The 20,187-nt window shown below is 44.5% G+C and carries 17 protein-coding genes and 3 pseudogenes; 7 read left to right on the top strand and 13 right to left on the bottom strand.

All coding sequences use genetic code 11. The features are described 5' to 3' along the window. Positions 1-49 precede the first annotated feature (49 nt). Entirely contained in the window at positions 50-640 is a 591-nt protein-coding gene (locus BLO31_RS19405; RefSeq protein ID WP_070970714.1) for an LON peptidase substrate-binding domain-containing protein, read from the bottom strand. Positions 641-986: 346 nt separating this feature from the next. Here BLO31_RS19405 and BLO31_RS19400 point away from each other — a divergent pair, with 346 nt between their 5' ends. The 4 genes and pseudogenes from BLO31_RS19400 (at position 987) to csdA (ending at position 4,641) form a co-directional block, all read left to right on the top strand. Beyond that, the gene (locus tag BLO31_RS19400; protein ID WP_070970711.1) at positions 987-1,736 is read left to right on the top strand and encodes an outer membrane protein OmpK; all 750 of its coding nucleotides are present in this window, start codon (positions 987-989) and stop codon (positions 1,734-1,736) included. 205 nt (positions 1,737-1,941) lie between these two features. Beyond that, on the top strand, positions 1,942-2,829 hold the full coding sequence (gene panE / locus BLO31_RS19395; RefSeq protein ID WP_070970708.1) for a 2-dehydropantoate 2-reductase: 888 nt from the start codon (positions 1,942-1,944) through the stop codon (positions 2,827-2,829). A 1-nt stretch (position 2,830) separates the two neighbouring features. After that, positions 2,831-3,429, top strand: a pseudogene (locus tag BLO31_RS19390) (DJ-1 family glyoxalase III). Next, complete coding sequence (gene csdA / locus BLO31_RS19385) at positions 3,430-4,641, top strand: cysteine desulfurase CsdA (RefSeq protein WP_070970705.1); 1,212 nt, start codon at positions 3,430-3,432, stop codon at positions 4,639-4,641. It abuts the pseudogene before it with no gap. 45 nt (positions 4,642-4,686) lie between these two features. Here the strand turns inward: csdA and ndk are convergent, their stop codons facing one another. From ndk to trmJ, 11 genes and pseudogenes are all read right to left on the bottom strand, one after another. Continuing rightward, positions 4,687-5,112 (bottom strand): nucleoside-diphosphate kinase, encoded by a 426-nt coding sequence (gene ndk, locus BLO31_RS19380; RefSeq protein ID WP_070970832.1) that lies wholly within the window; start codon positions 5,110-5,112, stop codon positions 4,687-4,689. Positions 5,113-5,173: 61 nt separating this feature from the next. Continuing rightward, positions 5,174-6,471, bottom strand: a pseudogene (pepB, locus tag BLO31_RS19375) (aminopeptidase PepB). A 156-nt stretch (positions 6,472-6,627) separates the two neighbouring features. Further along, positions 6,628-6,822: a Fe-S cluster assembly protein IscX gene (iscX, locus tag BLO31_RS19370; protein WP_070970702.1), complete on the bottom strand. Its 195-nt coding sequence runs from the start codon at positions 6,820-6,822 to the stop codon at positions 6,628-6,630. A gap of 26 nt (positions 6,823-6,848) precedes the next feature. Beyond that, on the bottom strand, positions 6,849-7,187 hold the full coding sequence (gene fdx, locus BLO31_RS19365) for an ISC system 2Fe-2S type ferredoxin (RefSeq protein ID WP_070970700.1): 339 nt from the start codon (positions 7,185-7,187) through the stop codon (positions 6,849-6,851). A 12-nt stretch (positions 7,188-7,199) separates the two neighbouring features. Beyond that, a pseudogene (gene hscA, locus BLO31_RS19360) lies at positions 7,200-9,051 on the bottom strand (Fe-S protein assembly chaperone HscA). A 20-nt stretch (positions 9,052-9,071) separates the two neighbouring features. Next, a complete protein-coding gene (gene hscB, locus BLO31_RS19355; RefSeq protein ID WP_070970695.1) occupies positions 9,072-9,587 on the bottom strand; it encodes a co-chaperone HscB in 516 nt (171 codons plus the stop codon). Positions 9,588-9,643: 56 nt separating this feature from the next. Next, the gene (gene iscA / locus BLO31_RS19350) at positions 9,644-9,967 is read right to left on the bottom strand and encodes an iron-sulfur cluster assembly protein IscA (protein WP_070970692.1); all 324 of its coding nucleotides are present in this window, start codon (positions 9,965-9,967) and stop codon (positions 9,644-9,646) included. Positions 9,968-10,035: 68 nt separating this feature from the next. After that, positions 10,036-10,419, bottom strand: a complete 384-nt coding sequence (gene iscU, locus BLO31_RS19345; protein ID WP_070970690.1) for a Fe-S cluster assembly scaffold IscU — start codon at positions 10,417-10,419, stop codon at positions 10,036-10,038. Positions 10,420-10,456: 37 nt separating this feature from the next. Continuing rightward, entirely contained in the window at positions 10,457-11,671 is a 1,215-nt protein-coding gene (locus BLO31_RS19340) for an IscS subfamily cysteine desulfurase (protein ID WP_070970688.1), read from the bottom strand. A gap of 28 nt (positions 11,672-11,699) precedes the next feature. Then, the gene (gene iscR, locus BLO31_RS19335) at positions 11,700-12,206 is read right to left on the bottom strand and encodes a Fe-S cluster assembly transcriptional regulator IscR (RefSeq protein WP_084659940.1); all 507 of its coding nucleotides are present in this window, start codon (positions 12,204-12,206) and stop codon (positions 11,700-11,702) included. Between the two features lie 116 nt (positions 12,207-12,322). Then, positions 12,323-13,054, bottom strand: a complete 732-nt coding sequence (gene trmJ, locus BLO31_RS19330) for a tRNA (cytosine(32)/uridine(32)-2'-O)-methyltransferase TrmJ (RefSeq protein ID WP_070970682.1) — start codon at positions 13,052-13,054, stop codon at positions 12,323-12,325. Between the two features lie 184 nt (positions 13,055-13,238). On the opposite strand from trmJ, the gene suhB reads away from it, so the two are divergent. From suhB to BLO31_RS19310, 3 genes are all read left to right on the top strand, one after another. Beyond that, complete coding sequence (gene suhB, locus BLO31_RS19320) at positions 13,239-14,042, top strand: inositol-1-monophosphatase (RefSeq protein WP_070970676.1); 804 nt, start codon at positions 13,239-13,241, stop codon at positions 14,040-14,042. A 362-nt stretch (positions 14,043-14,404) separates the two neighbouring features. Continuing rightward, the gene (locus tag BLO31_RS19315; protein ID WP_070970673.1) at positions 14,405-15,172 is read left to right on the top strand and encodes a DUF1266 domain-containing protein; all 768 of its coding nucleotides are present in this window, start codon (positions 14,405-14,407) and stop codon (positions 15,170-15,172) included. Between the two features lies 1 nt (position 15,173). After that, the gene (locus BLO31_RS19310; protein ID WP_070970670.1) at positions 15,174-17,939 is read left to right on the top strand and encodes a DnaJ domain-containing protein; all 2,766 of its coding nucleotides are present in this window, start codon (positions 15,174-15,176) and stop codon (positions 17,937-17,939) included. 35 nt (positions 17,940-17,974) lie between these two features. On the opposite strand, the gene BLO31_RS19305 is transcribed toward BLO31_RS19310, so the two are convergent. Beyond that, positions 17,975-19,645, bottom strand: coding sequence for an Hsp70 family protein (locus BLO31_RS19305; RefSeq protein ID WP_070970667.1), 1,671 nt, complete (start codon positions 19,643-19,645; stop codon positions 17,975-17,977). Positions 19,646-20,187 lie beyond the last annotated feature (542 nt).

The raw sequence follows: 20,187 nt of genomic DNA, 5'->3' as shown, positions 1-20,187 counted from the left end.
ATTCGGCTTTGTTAACAGTTAGAGTATACGTGCTACTCAAACACAACGATCACTTTTGCTGACGAGTTTTTTCAAATTCAATGGCGTTATTGAGAAATTGAAGAGCATCAAAACAGTCATCACTGCGAGTGATGGAATCAAATTGCTCATTGGTCAAAGGGAGAATCTCAATCCAACGCTGACATACCCAGCTCGTATCATCAAAGAAACATTGCTCGTATAGCTCTCCCACTTGAGGAAACTCCATATACAAATCTCTAAGGCGGTCGGACAAACCCTGAGCCCCATCAGTGACTTCTCGCATCTGCCATTCATCTCGCCAATCGACCGTTGCTATGCGCAGTCCATCGTATTCTGTGCGTACTCTCTTAATCAAAAAACGCTTTTCACCTACTACAGTAATACCCAGTAAACCGCCGTCCAAAGATTCAAAATCAACGATCCTTACCCTACATCCAATCTGGGATAGCTGGGCACTTTGTCTACCTTCCCCTTTCTCGAGAAGACAAATGCCGAAACAGGCGTCCCCTTTGAGTGCTTGACTTACTAATCTTTTATAGCGCGGCTCAAAAATCCTGAGCTTCATTTTTCCTTCCGGAAGCACAATTGAGCCTAAAGGAAAAAGCATCACCTGAGACATAAATGTGACCTCTTTAACAGTTTACCTTTATATACGCCTAGCTGTGGATTCCAGATCATTAACAAAACCTGTTGATAGCGGGACTTAATCGAAAATTAGCGCAAGCGATTACGTAATCGATAACTCTATCAATATTTATGTAACAAAAAAAACGTTTCACAAATGCGCAAAAAATGATCAAGAGACGTGATATAGATCACTGGATTTATGTTTTTTTATACAATTTCCCGCTTCAAATTGAGATTTTTATCGCTATTATTCCCCACCGAATGAAGCACGGCAAAGACCGTGCACTAGAAGGCATAAACACTTTATTTCTTATCAGACAAAATTAGAGAGTCTCACTATGCGTAAATCACTTTTAGCTCTTGGAGCAGTAGCAGCAGTGTCCGCAGTACCAGCTCAAGCTGAGTACTTATTTGGTTTTGGTAGCATGTACGCTGACTACCAAGTATGGAATCAAGGTTTCGGTAACGATGACGACAACTTTGGCGGAAAAATCGAAGACCGCAACCAAGCAGTGATCGGTATCGAAGGTGGTGCTGTATTCGACTGGGGTCAAATGTACGGTTTCTACGACTACGAAGGGGTTGACCGTTCAGGCAACGATCGTGGCGCGTCGACTAAAGGTACCATCCACTACAACCTCACTGAATCAGGTGTGAGCTTATACGCTCAGGTTTACAATACCGATACAGACAAAGGCTTTCACGAGCAAAACCGTGTCATCGGTCTTGGCTATACTGGCCTTGGTGGCGACGGCTGGGGCTTCACTCCTTGGGTTGGTGCTCACCAGATCAACACCAATGGCAACAGTGGATCTAACGGTGGCATGGTAGGTTGGGTAGGCTTCTACAACACGGATCTTGCTGGTCAAAACTTTACTTTCTCTACTTGGGGTGAATACGAGTTCGCTCGTAACGACAAGTACGCAGCAGCGCAAGGCGACGACTGGGGCCTAAATGGTAGCATCAACGCTATGTGGAACTTCCACAAAAACTGGTCAACCGGTGTACTATACCGCTACACAGTGAACAAACTAGCGCGTGAAGATTATCAAGATCTCGTTATCTATCGCCTACAGTACAACTTCTAAGTTGTCTCTATAGCCTTAATCATTAGAAGCGACTTTCTCTTGATTGGTTAGCTCATTGACCAAGCCATTCCTCATCTTTGGTCTTTGTTGCTCATACAGGCGAAGCGCTACCCCTTAAAAATGGTGCCTATGGCACCATTTTGTGTTTGCTTTATTGTTCAGCCTCATTATCCTGTCTCCACCGTACTAAACGTGGAAAATCATCGTGAACATCGTTGTTTTAGGCCCGGGGGCTATCGGCTCATTATGGGCATATAACCTTATGCAGGCTGGCCATAATGTCAGTGTTTGGAGCCGTTCGTCTGACAAACACTATCATTTTCGCCTTGATGACTCCCCATCTATTCAGCTAATAAACAATGATATCGAAAGCCTTCATAAGGCTGATCTGATACTGGTGACGGTAAAAGCGTGGCAAGTAGAAGCTGCCTTGCAAAGCATTGCCATCCATATAGCACCCGAGACCGTATTGATGCTTATGCACAATGGTATGGGTAGTGCCGAACGATTGCCAACAACACTTACCCAGCATCCTATTTTACTCGCGACGACCACTCATGGTGCCTACAAGCCTAGTGTCGACCAAGTTCTTCATACCGGGCTTGGAGCAACACAAGTAGGGCCTTACAACGAACTTGGCAAACAGTGTTCTTTTGTCGCAGAAGTGTTGCAACACGCTTTAACGGATGTGAACTGGAACGAACATATCGAACATGCACTTTGGCAAAAGCTTGCCGTTAACTGCGCCATTAACCCTTTAACGGCTATCCACCAAATCAAAAATGGTAAACTTGCCGATCCACGCTATCACAAAGAGATTACTGGTATCGTCTCTGAAGTGGTTCTCATCATGAACGCCAAAGGATTCCCTGCAAAGTCGGAGCCACTCTGTGAGATGATATATAGTGTTATTAACGCGACGGCAGAAAATTATTCTTCTATGCATCAAGATGTGATGCATCATCGACCGAGTGAGATAGATTTTATTACCGGCTATCTCCTGGATACGGCCAAAGCGCAAAATATTAGTGCCCCTTTTAACCAAGCGCTGTTTAACGAAATAAAAGAGATAGAGAAAAACTGGACGCCATAATATGAGTAAAAAAATTCTAATTCCTATTGCTAGCGGCACCGAAGAAATGGAAGCCGTTACCATGATAGATATGATGGTTCGAGCTGGTTATGATGTCACTGTAGCCAGTGCTGATTTTGATGGTCAACTCGTTCTGAAAGCCTCCCGAGGTGTAACGTTAACTGCCGATTGCAAGCTGGTTGATATTGCTGATGACGAGTTTGATGCCATCTTACTCGCTGGTGGTGTAGAAGGAGCTGAAACCTTTCGCGATAGCCCCGTCTTAGTTGAGATTGTTCGACAGCATATGTATGAGGGCAAGCTGATGGGGGCGATCTGTGCGGCACCAGCACTAGTGCTGACCCACCACGCTTCTACCCCGACGCTATCATGACTTGTCATCCCGCTTTTAAAGACCATATTGCAGAAAAGAACTATCGCGTTAAACGTGTCACGCACGACGTAAACTTTAACTTGGTAACCAGTCAAGGCCCGGGCACTGCACTGGAGTTTGCAATGGAAATCATCCTCTTATTATCAGGTAAATCTCACGCTTGGAGTGTTGCAGAGCCTATGGTGACAAATCCTAGTTTGCAATATCACAAGTTGGGCGACGCTTAAATGTTAGATATCCAAGCCATTCGTCAGCAGTTTCCCGCGCTAAAGCAGTCAGTCAATCAATACCCTTTGGTTTACTTAGACAGCGCAGCCACAACTCAAAAACCACAATCGGTTATCGATTGTGTACAGCGTTACTACAGTGAGCAAAATGCAAATGTTCATCGAGGCAGCCATAGCTTAACTGCGGCGGCCACCAGCGAATTTGAATCGGCAAGAGAAACCGTTGCAGATTTTATCGGAGCTCAAAGCAGCAAAGAAATCATCTGGACACGAGGCGCAACTGAAGCGGCAAACTTAATCGCACAAACATTTGCGCGTTCAACGCTGCAAGCGGGTGATGAAATTCTAGTGAGCGAGTTAGAACACCACGCCAACATCGTCCCTTGGCAAATTGTGGCGCAACAAACTGGGGCTAAAGTCATAAAAGTCCCCATGACCACTGAGTGTCAGTTCGATTTTTCTGCTTTTCAATCCTTGTTAAGTACAAAGACTAAAATCGTTGCGCTTGCCCATATCACCAATGTAACAGGAACAAGGCAGCCAATTGAACAAGTCATAGATAGAGCGCATCAACTCGGCGCTGTAGTGGTAGTCGACGGCGCTCAAGGAATTGTTCATCAGGATGTGAACGTCACCCAATTAGATGCGGACTTTTACTTCTTTTCTGGACACAAAATTTTTGCTCCAGCTGGTATTGGTGTGCTTTACGGTAAGCTAGCCCTATTACAGGCGATGCCTCCTTGGCACGGCGGCGGAAAAATGGTTGAGCGCGTCTCGTTTGAACAGACGACATTTAGCGATTTACCCGGAAAGTTCGAAGCGGGTACCCCCAACGTTGCCGGTGCTCTTGCGTTAGCAAAAGCCATCAACTGGTATCGTCAATGGCCTTTAGATGAAGTTGAACAACACATCAACCACCTCGTTCGAGCCACCTATCTTGGTATCAAGGATCTGCCTGACATAAAAGTCTTGGGGTATCAACCTCATGCCAGTACGCTGACTTTTATCATTGACGGAGTCCATCATCAAGATATTGCGACCTTACTCGATCAGCAAGGAATCGCAGTGCGCGCAGGACATCATTGTGCTCACCCATTAATGGATGCATTAGGCGTAGTTGGCACGGTAAGGATCTCTTTTGCCATTTATAACACTGAACAAGACGTAGAAAGGTGTATAAACGCCATTGAGAAAGCTGTAGATATGCTATAAAAAAAAGCCCCTATCACGATGTAGGGGCTTTATTTTTTACGAGTCTTATCGAGGACATATCTCTGATTCTGGGAAGAAGAACTCTATCTCTCTTGCCGCTGACTCTGGGCTATCTGAACCATGAACTGAGTTGTGACGCATGCTCAGGGCATAATCTGCGCGAATCGTACCCGTTGCCGCTTCTTCAGGGTTCGTTTTACCCATTAACTCGCGATAACGTGAAATTGCGCTCTCACCCTCAAGGACCTGAACCATAATTGGGCCAGATGTCATGAATGCCTTAAGATCTGGGAAAAATGGTTTTCCTTCGTGTTCAGCATAAAAGCCGCTCGCCTGCTCTTCCGTCAAATGGACCATCTTTGCAGCGATAATTCTTAAACCCGCTTGTTCAATGCGATGATAGATTTCACCAATCAGATTGCGCTCTACTGCATCGGGCTTAACAATAGAAAAAGTTCTTTCTAGAGCCATAAGGTATCCTTTATTTGTTTCGTTATTTGTTATCTTCTTGAAAGACTCGTGGTCAACCAAGTTATTTTTCTGCTTGCTGAGTCAAAATGCGAGCTAAGGTTCTAACCCCAACCCCTGTTGCTCCTGCCGCCCACTTATCGGTCGATGATTTGCGATAAGTCGCCGCACAATCGAAATGCAACCACCCCTTTTTGTAGTCTTCAACAAAATAAGAGAGGAAAGCAGCGGCTGTGCTAGCACCTGGCGAATAATCACCACTGCTAATGTTAGACAGGTCAGCAAAGTTTGAAGGTAACATACCACGGTGGAAGTCGGCTAGAGGCAAAGGCCACAATCCTTCCTTTTCCTCACGCGCAGCAGTAAGCGCATGATGAGATAGCTCTTCATCAAAACTCATTAACGCGTGAAAGTCATTGCCTAATGCACTTTTAGCTGCACCAGTGAGTGTCGCACAGTCGATGATCAGTTCTGGATTTTGCTCGCTCGCATAGATAAGGCCATCCGCCAATACTAAGCGACCTTCAGCGTCCGTATTCATGATTTCAACGGTTTTGCCATTCTTGTATTTGATCACATCACCAAGTTTAATCGCTCGACCCGAGATCATGTTTTCTGCACAACACAGAATAAGCTTAACGCGCTTATTTAGGCCGCGCATGATCGCAAGCCCTAAGCCACCGGTGATAGTGCCGGAGCCACCCATGTCGGCTTTCATTGCAGTCATAAAGCCCGATGCTTGATGCTATAACCGCCAGAGTCGAAAGTAATACCTTTGCCCACTAGACACGCCCATACTGGTGCATTTTCGTCGCCAGTAGGGTTGTAATCGAGTTGGAGCATTGCCGAAGTGCGCTCAGAGCCACGACCAACAGCAAAAATGCCTTCCCAGCCTTCCGCAAGCAAATCTTTGTCTTTGACAATTCGAGCCTTTACCGTGCCTTCCGGCGCAACTGACTTGATAAACTCTGCCGCCATTGTCGCCAACTGGCGTGGAGCCACTTCTTCCGCTGGCTTGTTGACAATATCGCGGGTGAAATCTGTCGCTTTAATTCGAGCCATCAACTCAGCTTGATCGTCGGCTATGAGCTCTGGCCATTCGAGTTGCGTTTTCTTTTTCGGTCCTCTGTAACCTTGATGGAAAGACCAAACACTTTCTAAGTCCCAACCTTCACCACTAAGTAGAATGTTGTGAACACCTTGAGATTCTAGTTTCCTAGCCGCTTTTTGAATCGCGCCAAAGTCATGTCCTTCGCCCAAATGAATGGTTGACCCATTTTCAGAGAATGAAAGGATGGCTTTGTCACCCCACTGAGGTGCAGCCTGTTCTTGGCTTAAAAATACCGACATCTGATTAGACATGGTTTCTCCTTGTCTTTTCCAACCCTAACTGGTTGGTTTCTTTTCTAATAACCTTAGGATGTTAGCATTATGTACAGGGAAAATGTCAATTAGATAAAAAAACGAACCCTAAGGTCCGCCTTTTTTAGTAGAAACTGTTAACTCTGTACTTTGGCTTTAGTCCCACTCATCCAACCAACACAGGATGACGGCTTCTAAGATCTTCTCGTTCGAGCGATTAGGCTCGTCGTCAAAGTCTTCTAACTCCGTTATCCATTGGTGTAAGTCGGTAAAACGAACGGTCTTAGGATCCATGTCTGGAAACTTATCGCAAAGTTCGATTGCGATGTCTCTCGAGTCTGTCCACTTCATCATTGCTTCCTTTCTAACGCGTTAACTTAGTGATCTTCACTAGCATGGTTCAAGGTGTATTTAGGGATCTCCACAACCAAATCTTCATCTTCGATAGCGGCCTGACAGCCCAAACGAGATTCTGGCTCTAATCCCCACGCCTTATCTAACATGTCATCTTCTAGCTCATCACTTTCTTCCAAAGAGTCAAAGCCTTCGCGAATAATGACGTGACAAGTCGTACAGGCACAAGATTTTTCACACGCATGCTCAATGCCAATGCCATTTTTTAAAGCCACATCGAGAACGGTATCGCCCTTGGCTGCTTCCAGTACAGCACCTTCAGGGCAAAGATCTTCGTGTGGTAGAACTATAATTTTAGGCATAACTACTTTCTCTTAAATATCATCTACAGACTGGCCTGATAGGGCAGCCCTAATGGATTTATCCATTCGACGGGAAGCGAACTCTTGACTGGCTTTATCGGTTTCTTTTATTCCCAGTTCAATCGCGTCTGCATCCTTCCCATTACGCACCTCAATCAAGCGTTCAATAGCTTGAATAAGCTGAGTCCTTTCGTCTTCATTAAGAAGGTCATCGCCGTCTTGCTGCATCGCAGCAAGTAAACCTTCAATGACTCTATCTGCTTCGACTCGTTGCTCTGCTAAAGCACGAGCTTGCATATCCTCTTTAGCATAGGTCATAGAGTCCTTAAGCATATTGGCGACTTCGTCGTCACTAAGCCCGTAAGATGCTTCACCTGTATCTCAGACTGGACACCAGTGCTCTTTTCCATCGCCGTCACACTGAGTAGGCATCCGCATCAACCTGATAAGTTACGCGAATATGCGCCGCACCAGCAGCCATTGCAGGGATGCCCTTTAGAGAAAAACGAGCAAGAGAACGACAGTCGTCTACCATCTCACGCTCACCTTGGACTACGTGAACACTCATCGCAGTCTGTCCATCTTTAAAGGTCGTAAACTCTTGAGCTCTGGCTACTGGAATCGTGGTATTTCGCGGGATAATTTTTTCCACCAGCCCGCCCATGGTTTCAATACCAAGAGAGAGCGGAATAACATCCAGAAGTAACATTTCAGAGTCAGGCTTGTTTCCAGCAAGAATATCCGCTTGAATACCCGCGCCAATCGCCACTACTTCATCAGGGTTAATAGAAGTAAGAGGTGGGCGTTCAAAGAATTCTCCAACCATTTCTCGAACTAGCAAAGTACGAGTGGAGCCACCAACCATAACGACTTCTAAAACGTCTTCTATTTCGACGTCAGCATCTTTTAATGCGCGTCTGCAAGACATCAGTGTTTTCTTAACCAGTGGGCGAATGAGATCTTCAAACTGCTCACGGCTCAGTGTGCCTTTCCAGCCCAATACATCAATCTCTGCTGATTGCTGCTGAGAAAACGAGATTTTGGCCGCGGTTGCTGCGTTTAATACCATTCGGTTGTGTTCGGCACTTAGCGGTTGAGTAAGACCCGCTTGCTCAATGATGTAATCGGCAACCAAGTGGTCAAAATCATCACCACCCAGAGCGGAATCCCCCCCTGTTGCTAACACTTCAAAAACGCCTTTTGACAGACGTAATATCGATACATCGAACGTACCGCCACCTAGGTCATAAACGGCAATCACCCCTTCCTGACCTGAGTCTAAACCATAAGCAATCGCTGCTGCTGTCGGTTCATTTAACAAACGCAGTACGTGCAAACCAGCCAATTTCGCCGCGTCTTTGGTACCCGCTCGTTGCGCGTCGTCAAAGTAGGCCGGAACGGTTATAACAACACCTGCAAGTTCACCGCCCAGAGTCTGCTCCGCACGCTGACCTAACACTCGTAGAATATCTGCTGAGATTTCGACTGGGTTTTTATTACCTTGAGCCGTTTTGATAATTGGCAAACCGTTATCAGAGGCTTCAAAACGATAAGGAAGTGATGGGTAGCGTTTCTCAATATCTGCCAATGAGCGGCCAAGCAGTCTTTTTACCGAGATAACGGTATCTTCTGGCTGCTGCTCCGCCATAGCCTTCGCTTCATGACCAATAACGGTTTCAGTATTAGCGTAGTTCACCACTGAGGGTAAAATGCTACGCCCATTGTCATCTTCTAATGTTGACGCATCACCACTTCTTACTGACGCAACCAGAGAGTTAGTTGTGCCAAGATCTATACCTGCCGCCAGTTTGTGTTCATGTGGTGCCGAGCTTTGGCCCGGTTCTGCTATTTGAAGTAATGCCATTGCTTGTCCTTGTGTAAGAACTAGTCGAGCAACTTTTCCTCTACTAATTCTATTTCATGCTTCAGTTTGGCGATAAATTTTAGTTTTCTAACTCTATCAGCTGCCAATTGCCATTTAGCTTGGTCTAATTCTTCTTCGATGGCTGATAGTTGCTGTTTATACATTTTTGATACGCGGGCATCAAAGTCAAACAATGCATCTTCCGCTTCCGCAAGGTTAGCAATCGATTCTAACTCCTCGCGCAGTTCCATTTGTTCCATTAAGAACATAGGATCCTGCATTGTTTGTTGCTCGCCTTTTAACTCTATTCCATTCTCTGACAACAGATACTCGGCCCGCGAGATAGGGTTCTTCAACACTTGGTAAGCATCATTAATCTGTGCGGCTTTTTGTACCGCCATGAGTCGATCTCGCTCTGATGCCGTGGCAAAGTTGTCTGGATGAAAGCGTTTTTGTAGTTCTCTAAACTGAGAAGAAAGAAGGCTACCATCCAGAACAAACTGACTTGGTAGCCCAAACAATTCAAAATGATTCATAGAGAATATGATCCTTGGTCAAGCCTCCTAATGTGCTTCAGTAGGAGGCAAAATCACTAGACGTTGAAGCTCTCACCACAACCACATTCACTTTTTGCATTAGGGTTGTTGAACTCGAAGCCCTCATTCAACCCTTCTTTCACATAATCTAGCTCAGTGCCATCGAGGTATACGAGACTCTTTGGATCAATAATTACTTTGACGCCTTCGTGTTCAAATACTTGATCGCCATCTTCTAGATCGTCAACAAACTCAAGTACATATGCCATACCTGAACAACCCGTCGTTTTCACACCCAGACGCAATCCGATACCTTTACCTCGGTTGTCTAAGAATGATTTAACTCGACTTGCTGCTGTCTCTGTCATTGTGATGGCCATACTGCACCTTAATCTACTTGTCTGCGAATGGAATGGGAGCGATTGACTCCCATTATATTACGATTTGCTTATTCTTGGTGTTTTTTCTTGTAGTCTGCAACCGCTGCTTTGATCGCATCTTCAGCCAAGATAGAGCAGTGAACTTTTACCGGTGGTAGTTCAAGTTCTTCAGCAATTTCAGCATTCTTGATTTCAGCGGCTTCATCAATACTTTTGCCTTTCACCCACTCAGTCACTAGCGAGCTAGAAGCGATTGCGCTACCACAACCGTATGTTTTGAACTTCGCATCTTCGATAATACCTTCAGGTGTTACCTTTATTTGAAGTTTCATGACGTCACCACAAGCAGGAGCACCAACCATGCCACTACCAACGTGTGGATCTTCTTTATCGAATGAACCGACGTTACGTGGGTTCTCGTAGTGATCTATTACTTTTTCGCTATATGCCATAATACTTTACCTCGAATCCTCTATTTCCTTGGAATGATTAGTGGTGAGCCCACTCAACTGTGCTCAGGTCCACACCCTCTTTATACATATCCCAAAGAGGAGACATGTCTCGCAGCTTCTCAACTGCAACACGAATTTGGTTAATTGCGTAATCCACTTCTTCTTCGGTAGAGAAACGACCGAACGAGAAACGAATTGAGCTATGTGCTAGTTCATCATCTAGACCCAGTGCACGTAGAACGTACGAAGGCTCTAAGCTCGCTGAAGTACAAGCACTACCAGAAGAAACCGCTAGATCTTTCAAAGACATCAATAGGGATTCACCTTCAACAAAAGCAAAGCTGATGTTTAGGTTGTTTGGAAGTCTTTGATCTAGGTCTCCGTTAATGGTTACTGCTTCCATCTCTTTCACACCTTCTAGAAGGCGATTGCGAAGAGACAGAGCGTGATCGTAATCTTTTTGCATGTCTTCTTTAGCAATACGGCAAGCTTCACCCATTCCAACGATCTGGTGTGTCGCTAGCGTACCTGAACGGAAACCACGTTCGTGTCCACCACCGTGCATCTGCGCTTCTAGACGTATACGAGGTTTGCGGCGTACGTATAGTGCTCCAATGCCTTTAGGCCCGTAGATCTTGTGCGCTGACATAGAGATCAAATCAACCTTGAGCTCTTTTACATCGATTGGCAGCTTACCCGTTGATTGAGCAGCATCGACATGGAAAATAATCTTGCGCTCGCGACATAGTTCGCCGATTGACGCAATATCTTGGATTACACCAATCTCGTTGTTTACGTGCATGATAGAAACCAGAACCGTATCTTCACGCATCGCTTCTTCAAGCTTTTTAAGGTTGATAAGACCATTTGCCTCAGGCTCTAGATACGTGACTTCAAAACCTTCACGCTCTAGCTGACGGCAAGGGTCTAGCACTGCCTTGTGCTCTGTTTTACAGGTAATAACATGTTTACCTTTTTTAGAGTAAAAGTGTGCTGCACCTTTTATTGCTAAGTTGTTTGACTCAGTGGCGCCTGATGTCCAGACGATTTCACGAGGGTCGGCATTTAATAGATCTGCAACTTGCTCTCGAGCGTTATCTACCGCTTCTTCTGCCTGCCAGCCGTAACGATGCGAACGTGATGCTGGGTTACCAAAGGTCCCGTCCATCGTCATATACTGAACCATTTTTTCGGCCACACGGGGATCAACCGGGCAAGTAGCCGAATAGTCAAAATAAATAGGCAGTTTCATTCTCTACTCCAATGTAACTAGCTGACCGTTAAGAACGGACATTCACACCGATGGGCGCGGTGTTTATATTATTGTTAGCCAACCCATGATTAACCACCAGGTCTAGATCCTGACGATCTGAAATTTCTAATACTTCGTTATCAGTCATCAACTCACCAAGAGTGATGTTGTTTAAAAAGTCACTGATGCGAGAACTTAAATCACGCCAAAGCGTGTGAGTCAGACAGCGAGTTCCGCCCTGACAATCACCTTTACCGTTGCATTTAGTTGCATCTACTGACTCGTCGACAGCAGCGATAATGGTTCCTACAGCGATAGTGTAAGCATCTTCACCTAGGCGATAACCACCACCTGGGCCACGAACGCTTGCTACTAAACCGGCTTTGCGAAGCTTAGAAAACAGTTGTTCTAGGTAAGACAAAGAAATGCCCTGTCTTTCTGAAATATCAGCCAAAGGCACTGGATTTTGTTGCGAGTGAAGCGCTACATCCAACATTGCCGTTACTGCGTATCTTCCTTTCGAAGTCAGTCTCATAAAATACACCATATCCACATCGTTTATGTGGAGTGAATTTTTCCATACCTGACTATTTTAGTCAAGTATATATTTGACTAAAATAGTCAGGTATTAGTAACAAACCGATAATAAAGCTATTTCTTTTGTTTCATGCTCTTTTCTGTCGCCGTTAACATACCTCTCAAGATATTTAACTCTTGCGATTCAGGTCGGGCCCTAGTGTATAGACGGCGCAATTTGTTCATGACTTTACCCGGCTGAGCAGGGTCAATGAAATCTGTTTCCGTTAATACCTTTTCAAGGTGCGAGAAAAATCTCTCTAAATCATCGTGCCTCGGATATTCCACCACTTCTTCTGCTGGAAACTGACTGCGCTCTTTTTCCAAGAAAGCCATTCGCGCTTCATAGGATAAAGTTTGAACCGCCATTGCTAAATTAAGCGAACTATATTCAGGGTTTGCTGGGATACAAACGTGATAGTGGCAGAGCTGTAACTCTTCGTTGGTGAGGCCCGTTCTCTCGCGGCCAAATACCATGGCTACAGGGGTGCTCTCACCTTGTTCAACTAGTTTTACGCCACACTCTCTTGGTTCTAGCATAGGCCAATCAAGAGTTCTGGAACGCGCGCTTGTTCCTACTACCAAACCGCAATCTTTCACCGCTTCTTCCATTGTCGCGAATACTTGAGCGTTTAGTGCAATCTCACTTGCGCCCGCGGCCAAAGCCACCGCTTGTGAGTCCACTTCACATTGAGGATCAACTAGAACCATTTGGCTAAGTCCCATCACTTTCATTGCCCTCGCTGCAGAGCCAATATTTCCAGAGTGAGAGGTACCGACGAGTACGACCTTAATGTTGCCTAACATAGAATATCCGTAACAGAAACGTAATAGAAAAAATCGGCGGCATAGTATCATATACCTGAGCAAAATAGTCAGGATCAAAAATGCCTTTTGATTGAAAGCTCAAAAAAACACCACTTCCCTTTTGCAAAGACTCTGGTATACTGCCGCCCGTTTTCTGTTCTTTAACATCCGTTGGGAAAAATATATGCATCCAATGCTTAATATTGCCATTCGCGCTGCGCGAAAGGCAGGCAACCATATTGCTAAATCTCTTGAAAATGCAGAGAAGATTGAATCTTCTCAGAAAGGCACTAATGACTTTGTGACTAATGTTGATAAAGAAGCTGAAGCTTTAATTATTGACGTTATCAAGAGCTCTTACCCAGACCACAGCATCGTCGCTGAAGAAAATGGTCTAATTGAAGGTAAAGATAACGAAGTACAATGGATCATTGACCCACTGGATGGCACAACCAACTTTGTTAAAGGTTTACCTCACTTCTCAGTTTCTATTGCTGTTCGCATCAAAGGTAAAACTGAAGTTGCTTGTGTATACGACCCAATGCTAAACGAACTGTTTACTGCACAGCGTGGCTCTGGTGCTCAGCTAAACAACGCTCGTATTCGCGTAACCCCAATTAAAGATCTTCAAGGTGCGGTTCTTGCGACTGGCTTCCCATACAAGCAGAAGCAGCACTCTGAATCTTACTTAAAAATCCTTTCATCCCTATTTGTAGAGTGTGCTGATTTCCGTCGCACTGGCTCTGCGGCACTTGACCTATGCTACGTTGCAGCTGGTCGTGTCGACGGCTTCTTCGAGTTAGGCCTAAAGCCTTGGGATCTAGCTGCGGGTGAACTCATTGCTCGTGAAGCTGGTGCTATCGTTACAGATTTCGCTGGCGGTACCAATTACATGACTTCAGGAAACATTGTTTCTGGAAGTGCACGCGGTGTTAAAGCGACGCTTAAACATATCCGCGAAAATGGCAACGAAGCCATCCTAAAATAAAAAAGCTCCGTCACAGCTGATAAAAGGCCCGCTATTTCTAGCGGGCCTTTTTTGTATCCGGTGAAAAGAGCCACTACTCTGGGGGAAGAGTAGTGGCAAACCAAAGTAAGCACACAGTGACAGAGCTCGCTGCCTGCTTAGGGAGGCACAATCAAAGGTATAGAAAAACATCAGTTATGAAAAAGGCATCAATAAAATGAATTCAAAACTAAACGCCCATTTTTGACGCCATAAGAAAAACACCTTTCTTTTCAATAATTAAACCTCTTACCTACACTAATTTTCTTGAAGTGACTCCACGAATTTTCAATACAAATCAGATAATCTAGGAACCTAATTGAATATCTGTAGCCTTGTTAACCATGAATTACACGCTTCCCAAAGAGTTTACCGCGTCCAAGAGTGAACACTGGACCCTAACTATCGCTGTACCCCACTTTCAGTACATGTACCATGAAAAAGATTACTTGGAACTTGGGATCTATACCGATTCACCAGAAGTGGAAGAAGTCATTGAAGAGTTACAAGCTGACTGGGAAATCGTCGCTAAGCAAGAGGCCATTCGCACTATATTGCTTCTTCTACGAGGTCGCTTTCTCGGCGATATGTGGAAAAATGCTGTTAGTTCCAGAGCATGCCAAAGCAGACACAAGTGGAAAGCAAGTATCGATAGTGCACCTAGTATTCAAGTAAAAGAAGAACTGAGTTTTATTGATACTGTCTATTCTCTCGCTGGTAGTTCTGGCTTTCTGGCTTGGGATCTGGCAAGAGGTTGCTTTCTGGCGCGCCAATGTTACTACATAGGCTGGCTATCAAAAGACGAAGTACGCTATATCATCCATCGATTTGCCATTGCTAGCCAAGGTTCGTTTGCGTCGTGGCGACAGTTCACAAATAGCTTTGTTTTAGGTCGTCATATGATGAGTTATCGCAATGATGACCAAGATCCCGATGACAAGATCAAAGTACTTCACAACTTTGGCTATTCCCCCGGCTACCAGAGAAACTTTGCAGAAATTTCAAAACTCTTTGAGCAGGGATACTTCTCTTCGCCATGGGACACCAAACTACCAAAAGTTGCTATGCCGACTACTCTGCCTGACACTTTCAACGACAGTGAGGGGGTTTAACATGGATTTTTTTACTCTCTTGGAGCTCTCTACAGATTTTGACGAGAAAGAGTTAAAGGCTGCCTACCGAAGTAAAATAAGAAAACACCACCCAGAAGACGATCCAGAAGGCTTTAAACGCGTCAGGGAAGCTTACGAAGCTGGGTTGAAATACTTGGAGGAAAAAGAGCAAGATGAAGAGCCTTTTGACTTTTTTGCCCCCATAGAAACACAAACTTATTGTAACCAATGCAATGAAGAGACCTCTACATCGCCTCCCCACGCTCCACTTTTAGATCAGTTAAAAAACTTACTCTCTGATCATGAGTTGCGCTTTAAAGAAAAATCTTGGGATAACTGGGTTAATGAGGTCCAACAACTCCCCATCGTCCATTTCTCTGCTTTAAATCAACCGGTGTTAGATTTGATCACCCAACGCAATTGGCTTCCACCAAGTTTGGTAAACAAGCTTTGGCAATGTTTCGATTGGCACTCTTTAATAGAACTAAGTGAAGATAGCCAAGAGCTAGGTTACAGGCTTAAAAACTGGTGCGAACAAGATGAGTACTTCACATTAAGTGAACTCGACCAAATGAGTCATGCCCAGCAAAGGAACTGCCTGAGTTTCAACTGCTCGTTAGCCAAAGCGCTTAGCGATTCAAATATTGAGCAAGTAAGCCAGTGGTTAAACCACGCTGCTACTTTTGCGTTTTTGAACTTCAAAGCCTCGATAGCCCTTGCTCAGGCATTACTTGCAACCAATCATCACAACAAGCTGTTAGAAGCCCTATTTGATCATATCTGCCATCATTTTTTCCAATCTTTAAGTGTTGAACAGAGAGTGACTGTTATACAAATTGCATTTCGCCTAGGCAAAGATGAGCTCATAGAACCACTTAGTAAACCGCTTTACGACACTCATAACTATGCCGAGTACTGCCAAGTTCAATACCAAGTCAACAAGTCCAAGTGTACAGACAAAGCACTAATATATGCGTTTCTATCTGATCAATTTTGGCCAATGCCAAAGGCCTATTGGCTTGCGGAACTTGCAGAAATACCTGGAGGTCATACTGATCCCATTACACACCACTGGCTCAGAGATGAAATTGAGGGGTTAGAATCAACCAGCGTATCCACCGTTCTTAACTTACAGCTCAAAGGAGACCAATATGATTCAATCTATGAAAAACTATGGTTGGGATTACACGGCAGTTATCGAAGTCTAAATGATTCCATTTTAGAAACCCCTAGCCTAAACGATCCAGAACTAGCCCTACTGCATACGATTGTAAACGAGTGGCTAAGAGTAAAAATCGCAGAATCACAGTTGAGCCAACCTATTTTTGAAAAGTTGCAAGCCTACGGGCAACCCGGATGGTTTGAAGACGCAAGCTTGACCGAAGAAGAAGCGGTATCTATGACCGCTCCCGAGTGGATTAACTGTTTACTTCGCCACCCATTTATTCCCGATCAGTGGTTCAAGCTTCTTGTAGAAAAAGAAATCCTAACCGCTGAGATTATCAATGACACCGATACCGTTGATACAAAACTATATCGACTTCTCTTTGGTCGGTTCGTCAACCCAGAGTTTGAACTCACCTCTCCTTGGAACAAGATTCGCTCAGAACACTCAATGGTGTGGGCAGAATTTTTTTACGCTTACTTGTCACCAAATGATCCAAAGCTTGAAAGCGCTCTAGAACAACTGCCAAGCCTAGAAGAAATAGACAAAGACAGCGCCTTTATCGCTCTACTCGATTTTGTTAAAGAACAAAGTTATGCCTATGACAAAGCTCGTAACTTAGCAAACTATCCAGATCAATTTACCTTTCATTATGTCACCGTAAATCAAGTAGAGTGGCTTATTCAAAACGTGGTTGAAGAAGAACTTATCGCCAATGCCAGAGCCGGTGACTATTTTGCTTGCTTAGCGCTTTGTCGAGTGTGGCAAACTACACACATTGATGCTGCTATCGTTATTTGGAACGTCCTTGCTGCTCATTACTCTTACAAAGCAGATAACCTACGCACACTCGTGAACTGGCAGCGAGGCTATCTCGCACAGGAAGTCCAAAATAAAGGTTTGTACCAAGATGAGTTCAAATTTAAAGAAGCGGCTGCACTTAGAGCTTACTTAACAACGAACAAAGATTGGTTCACACCTTCCAATCAGTTAGTCAATGTTAAACCAGAAGATGATGCCAAAGCCTTCCACTTTCCAATGTGCATATTGTTGTCTCAGTTACACCTAGGTATAAACCAGCAGGGGGATGATATAACGGAGCTGAGGGCTCTATTTAAGCGACGAGAGGAACAGTCCGGTGAACAACAAGTCGCGACAGACATAGCCATTTCAGCTCTTGAAGAGATGTATCAAGACAAACTAGACTACGACCTTGCCAACGGAGTAGCAAAGATAACAAGTAGTAAATGGAGAGCATTTTCAACATATATTTTGGGTAATCTCGCTCTTGTTCCTATCATAGGCTTCTTAGATACGAGTAATCCCTTCTTGATTTTTGGCTGGTTAATTGCCGTCTTTGTACTAACTGCAAGAACAATATCAAAGGGTCTACCAGCGAGTTACAATAAGAGCAATGTTTATACATTTCCTTTGGCGTATCTTTTCTTCGGGACGATTACAGGACTTACCTTCTTATCGATGTGTTTCTTCCTGTCACTTTTGTATTACTTATCTCGTATGTCCAAGCTTTACGTAAATAATGGCTGGGCGCGCAAGATAATAAAGGGTAAGAAAGTAGATTTAGATCGAATACTAGGATAACGCATCAAAGCTAGCTGGCCCTGAGGCCAGCTAGGTTATTCATAAGCCAGCAGCTCGCGATTTATTTGCTCAACCGCTTTTTTAATTTTAACGTGATCTTGGCTTTCCAATACCGAATTAAATAGAAAAATCAGTTGGCTAATGTGATGTCTTTCGTTCGATAGATGTTCCTCATAAAGGCGATTTAGTTTCTCCATCAGCGTGATATTAGGAATAGCGTCACGAGGATGTAGTTTAAGCTGAGCCAGTCGTTCTATGCTTCTTTGTTTGGCTTCTTCATCAAGGCCTTTTGCGGTTCGATCAATAAGCTTGAGTTTACTCTCTCCCGTTGATACCACGGTGACATCAACTTCTAATAGACCGTTTATATCGTAGCTAAAGCGAACATCGATTGCTTCACGACCCGCTCTATTCTTAGGGACCGCTAATTCTAGTTCATCGATAAATAGGTTTTCTCTAACCCATATGCGTTCACCTTGGTAAACCTCAATCGACACATATTCTTGATCATCGTAACCAGTATAAAAACGTTCGACACGAGAGGCTGGTACTACCGTGTTTCTCTCGATAATCGGATTAAACACACCTGAGTTGCCATCTCGATTAACAGATATCCCTAAAGTATATGGGCTGACATCGGTAAGAATAACCTCTTCAACTGCTTCATCTCTTAATCTGCACGCCGCTTGAGTTACAGCACCAATTACCACGACCAGATCTGGGTCGATTTCACTCTTGCCAAAACGACCTAGTAACCTAGTTGCCATCTTCTGTACTTCGTTGAGTCGAGTAGCACCACCGACAAAAACAAGTTCATCGATATCATCTGGTGAGAGACGAGCATCATTTAGTGCTTGTCGAATTGGACGCGATAATCGAGTCAATAGATTTTTCCAAATCTCTTCTGTAGCTTCCTTATCTAAGGTAAGAGTTCTGTTAAATGGAGAAGGGAGAACAACCTGTCTAACCGACGTTGCTTGGCACTTAGCTGCTTCACAAGCACTGGCAATTTTTGCGAACTGTATGAGATCAGACTCATCGGCCTCGTCACCTAAAGAGTCGAATACCCAACGAATAAGCTCATGAGTAAAGTCTTCTCCACCCAGTAAATTGTCACCCGTTGAAGCTCTAACCTCAATAAAGCCCTCTTGATGTTCAACGACAGTAACATCAAAAGTACCGCCGCCAAGATCAAAGACCAAAAACTTGCGCTCGTGGGTCTCATGTAGGCTATACGCCAAACACGCCGCTGTTGGCTCATTAATTAGTCTTACCGCATTTAGTTCAGCAAGCTCTGCTGCATGAGCCACCAGTTTCCTTTGATGGTCATTAAAATAAGCAGGTACAGAAATAACCACGTCTGTTACATTGCGATTCAGGTACGCCTCTGCATCCGATTTAAGCTGCCTTAAGATTAAAGAACAGAGCTCTTCAGGTCTAAATTCCAAACGACCTAAGCGATAAACTTTGTCAGAACCAAGAAAACGTTTAAAAGCCGCAGCGGTCTGATCGGGACGAGTAATTAGCCGCGATTTCGCTGCTTCGCCAACTAAGATGTTTTGTTCTTCATCGACGCTAACCACCGAAGGAGTAAGAAATAGTCCGAGAGGGTTAGGGATAAGCTTCGCTTTTCCACCTTCCCACACGGCAATCGCACTATTCGTCGTGCCTAAATCAATACCAATAGCCAACTCTTGTGTAGACATGAATAAACCTTTTGATAGTTTTTTGTTCAATTTACTAAATCAACTATATAAATCAATACCTTATTGAACAAAACACCACCCACCACAAGAATTAAAACACAACCATTTGAAAATACTACAGGGACCTTATTCACCTTACATAAGCTAGCCTACCCATCTAGATAGATTTTTAAAGTACACAAAACAGCGGATAGGTATAAATTAACCAAGGGAGCTGCTCTAGACTGACATTCTACAAGCGTAAAAAAGCCCCAGTCTTTCGACTGAGGCTTAGTATATGGCAAGAGTGGACTGGGCCGGCATTTCGGAGATTCGACCGAGCAGGCACTCCAGTCCCAACACGCGCTTTCTTTTTGAAATACGGGGGAATCCGCTGCTCTAGGCTAATATTCTACAAACGTAAAAAAGCCCCAGTCTTTCGACTGAGGCTTAGTATATGGCAGGGTTGGACTGGGCCGGCATTCCGGAGATTCGACCGGGCTGGCGCTCCAGCTCCCAACACGCGCTTTCTTTTTGAAATACGGGGGAATCCGCTGCTCTAG

The sequence above is a fragment of the Vibrio sonorensis genome (assembly GCF_001854765.1).
Classification (GTDB): domain Bacteria; phylum Pseudomonadota; class Gammaproteobacteria; order Enterobacterales; family Vibrionaceae; genus Vibrio; species Vibrio sonorensis.
The sequence above is the reverse complement of the archived record's forward strand: the minus strand, read 5'-3'. Positions and strand labels throughout refer to the sequence as shown.

Excerpts from the sequence above, each read along its gene's own strand:
- BLO31_RS19305 (WP_070970667.1), bottom strand. The coding sequence starts at position 19,645 with ATGTCTACACAAGAGTTGGCTATTGGTATTGATTTAGGCACGACGAAT.
- BLO31_RS19400 (WP_070970711.1), top strand. The coding sequence starts at position 987 with ATGCGTAAATCACTTTTAGCTCTTGGAGCAGTAGCAGCAGTGTCCGCA.
- BLO31_RS19405 (WP_070970714.1), bottom strand. The coding sequence starts at position 640 with ATGTCTCAGGTGATGCTTTTTCCTTTAGGCTCAATTGTGCTTCCGGAA.
- trmJ (WP_070970682.1), bottom strand. The coding sequence starts at position 13,054 with ATGTTAGGCAACATTAAGGTCGTACTCGTCGGTACCTCTCACTCTGGA.
- csdA (WP_070970705.1), top strand. The coding sequence starts at position 3,430 with ATGTTAGATATCCAAGCCATTCGTCAGCAGTTTCCCGCGCTAAAGCAG.
- iscA (WP_070970692.1), bottom strand. The coding sequence starts at position 9,967 with ATGGCCATCACAATGACAGAGACAGCAGCAAGTCGAGTTAAATCATTC.
- ndk (WP_070970832.1), bottom strand. The coding sequence starts at position 5,112 with ATGGCTCTAGAAAGAACTTTTTCTATTGTTAAGCCCGATGCAGTAGAG.
- iscX (WP_070970702.1), bottom strand. The coding sequence starts at position 6,822 with ATGAAGTGGACAGACTCGAGAGACATCGCAATCGAACTTTGCGATAAG.
- BLO31_RS19315 (WP_070970673.1), top strand. The coding sequence starts at position 14,405 with ATGAATTACACGCTTCCCAAAGAGTTTACCGCGTCCAAGAGTGAACAC.
- iscR (WP_084659940.1), bottom strand. The coding sequence starts at position 12,206 with ATGAGACTGACTTCGAAAGGAAGATACGCAGTAACGGCAATGTTGGAT.
- iscU (WP_070970690.1), bottom strand. The coding sequence starts at position 10,419 with ATGGCATATAGCGAAAAAGTAATAGATCACTACGAGAACCCACGTAAC.
- suhB (WP_070970676.1), top strand. The coding sequence starts at position 13,239 with ATGCATCCAATGCTTAATATTGCCATTCGCGCTGCGCGAAAGGCAGGC.
- BLO31_RS19310 (WP_070970670.1), top strand. The coding sequence starts at position 15,174 with ATGGATTTTTTTACTCTCTTGGAGCTCTCTACAGATTTTGACGAGAAA.
- BLO31_RS19340 (WP_070970688.1), bottom strand. The coding sequence starts at position 11,671 with ATGAAACTGCCTATTTATTTTGACTATTCGGCTACTTGCCCGGTTGAT.
- fdx (WP_070970700.1), bottom strand. The coding sequence starts at position 7,187 with ATGCCTAAAATTATAGTTCTACCACACGAAGATCTTTGCCCTGAAGGT.
- hscB (WP_070970695.1), bottom strand. The coding sequence starts at position 9,587 with ATGAATCATTTTGAATTGTTTGGGCTACCAAGTCAGTTTGTTCTGGAT.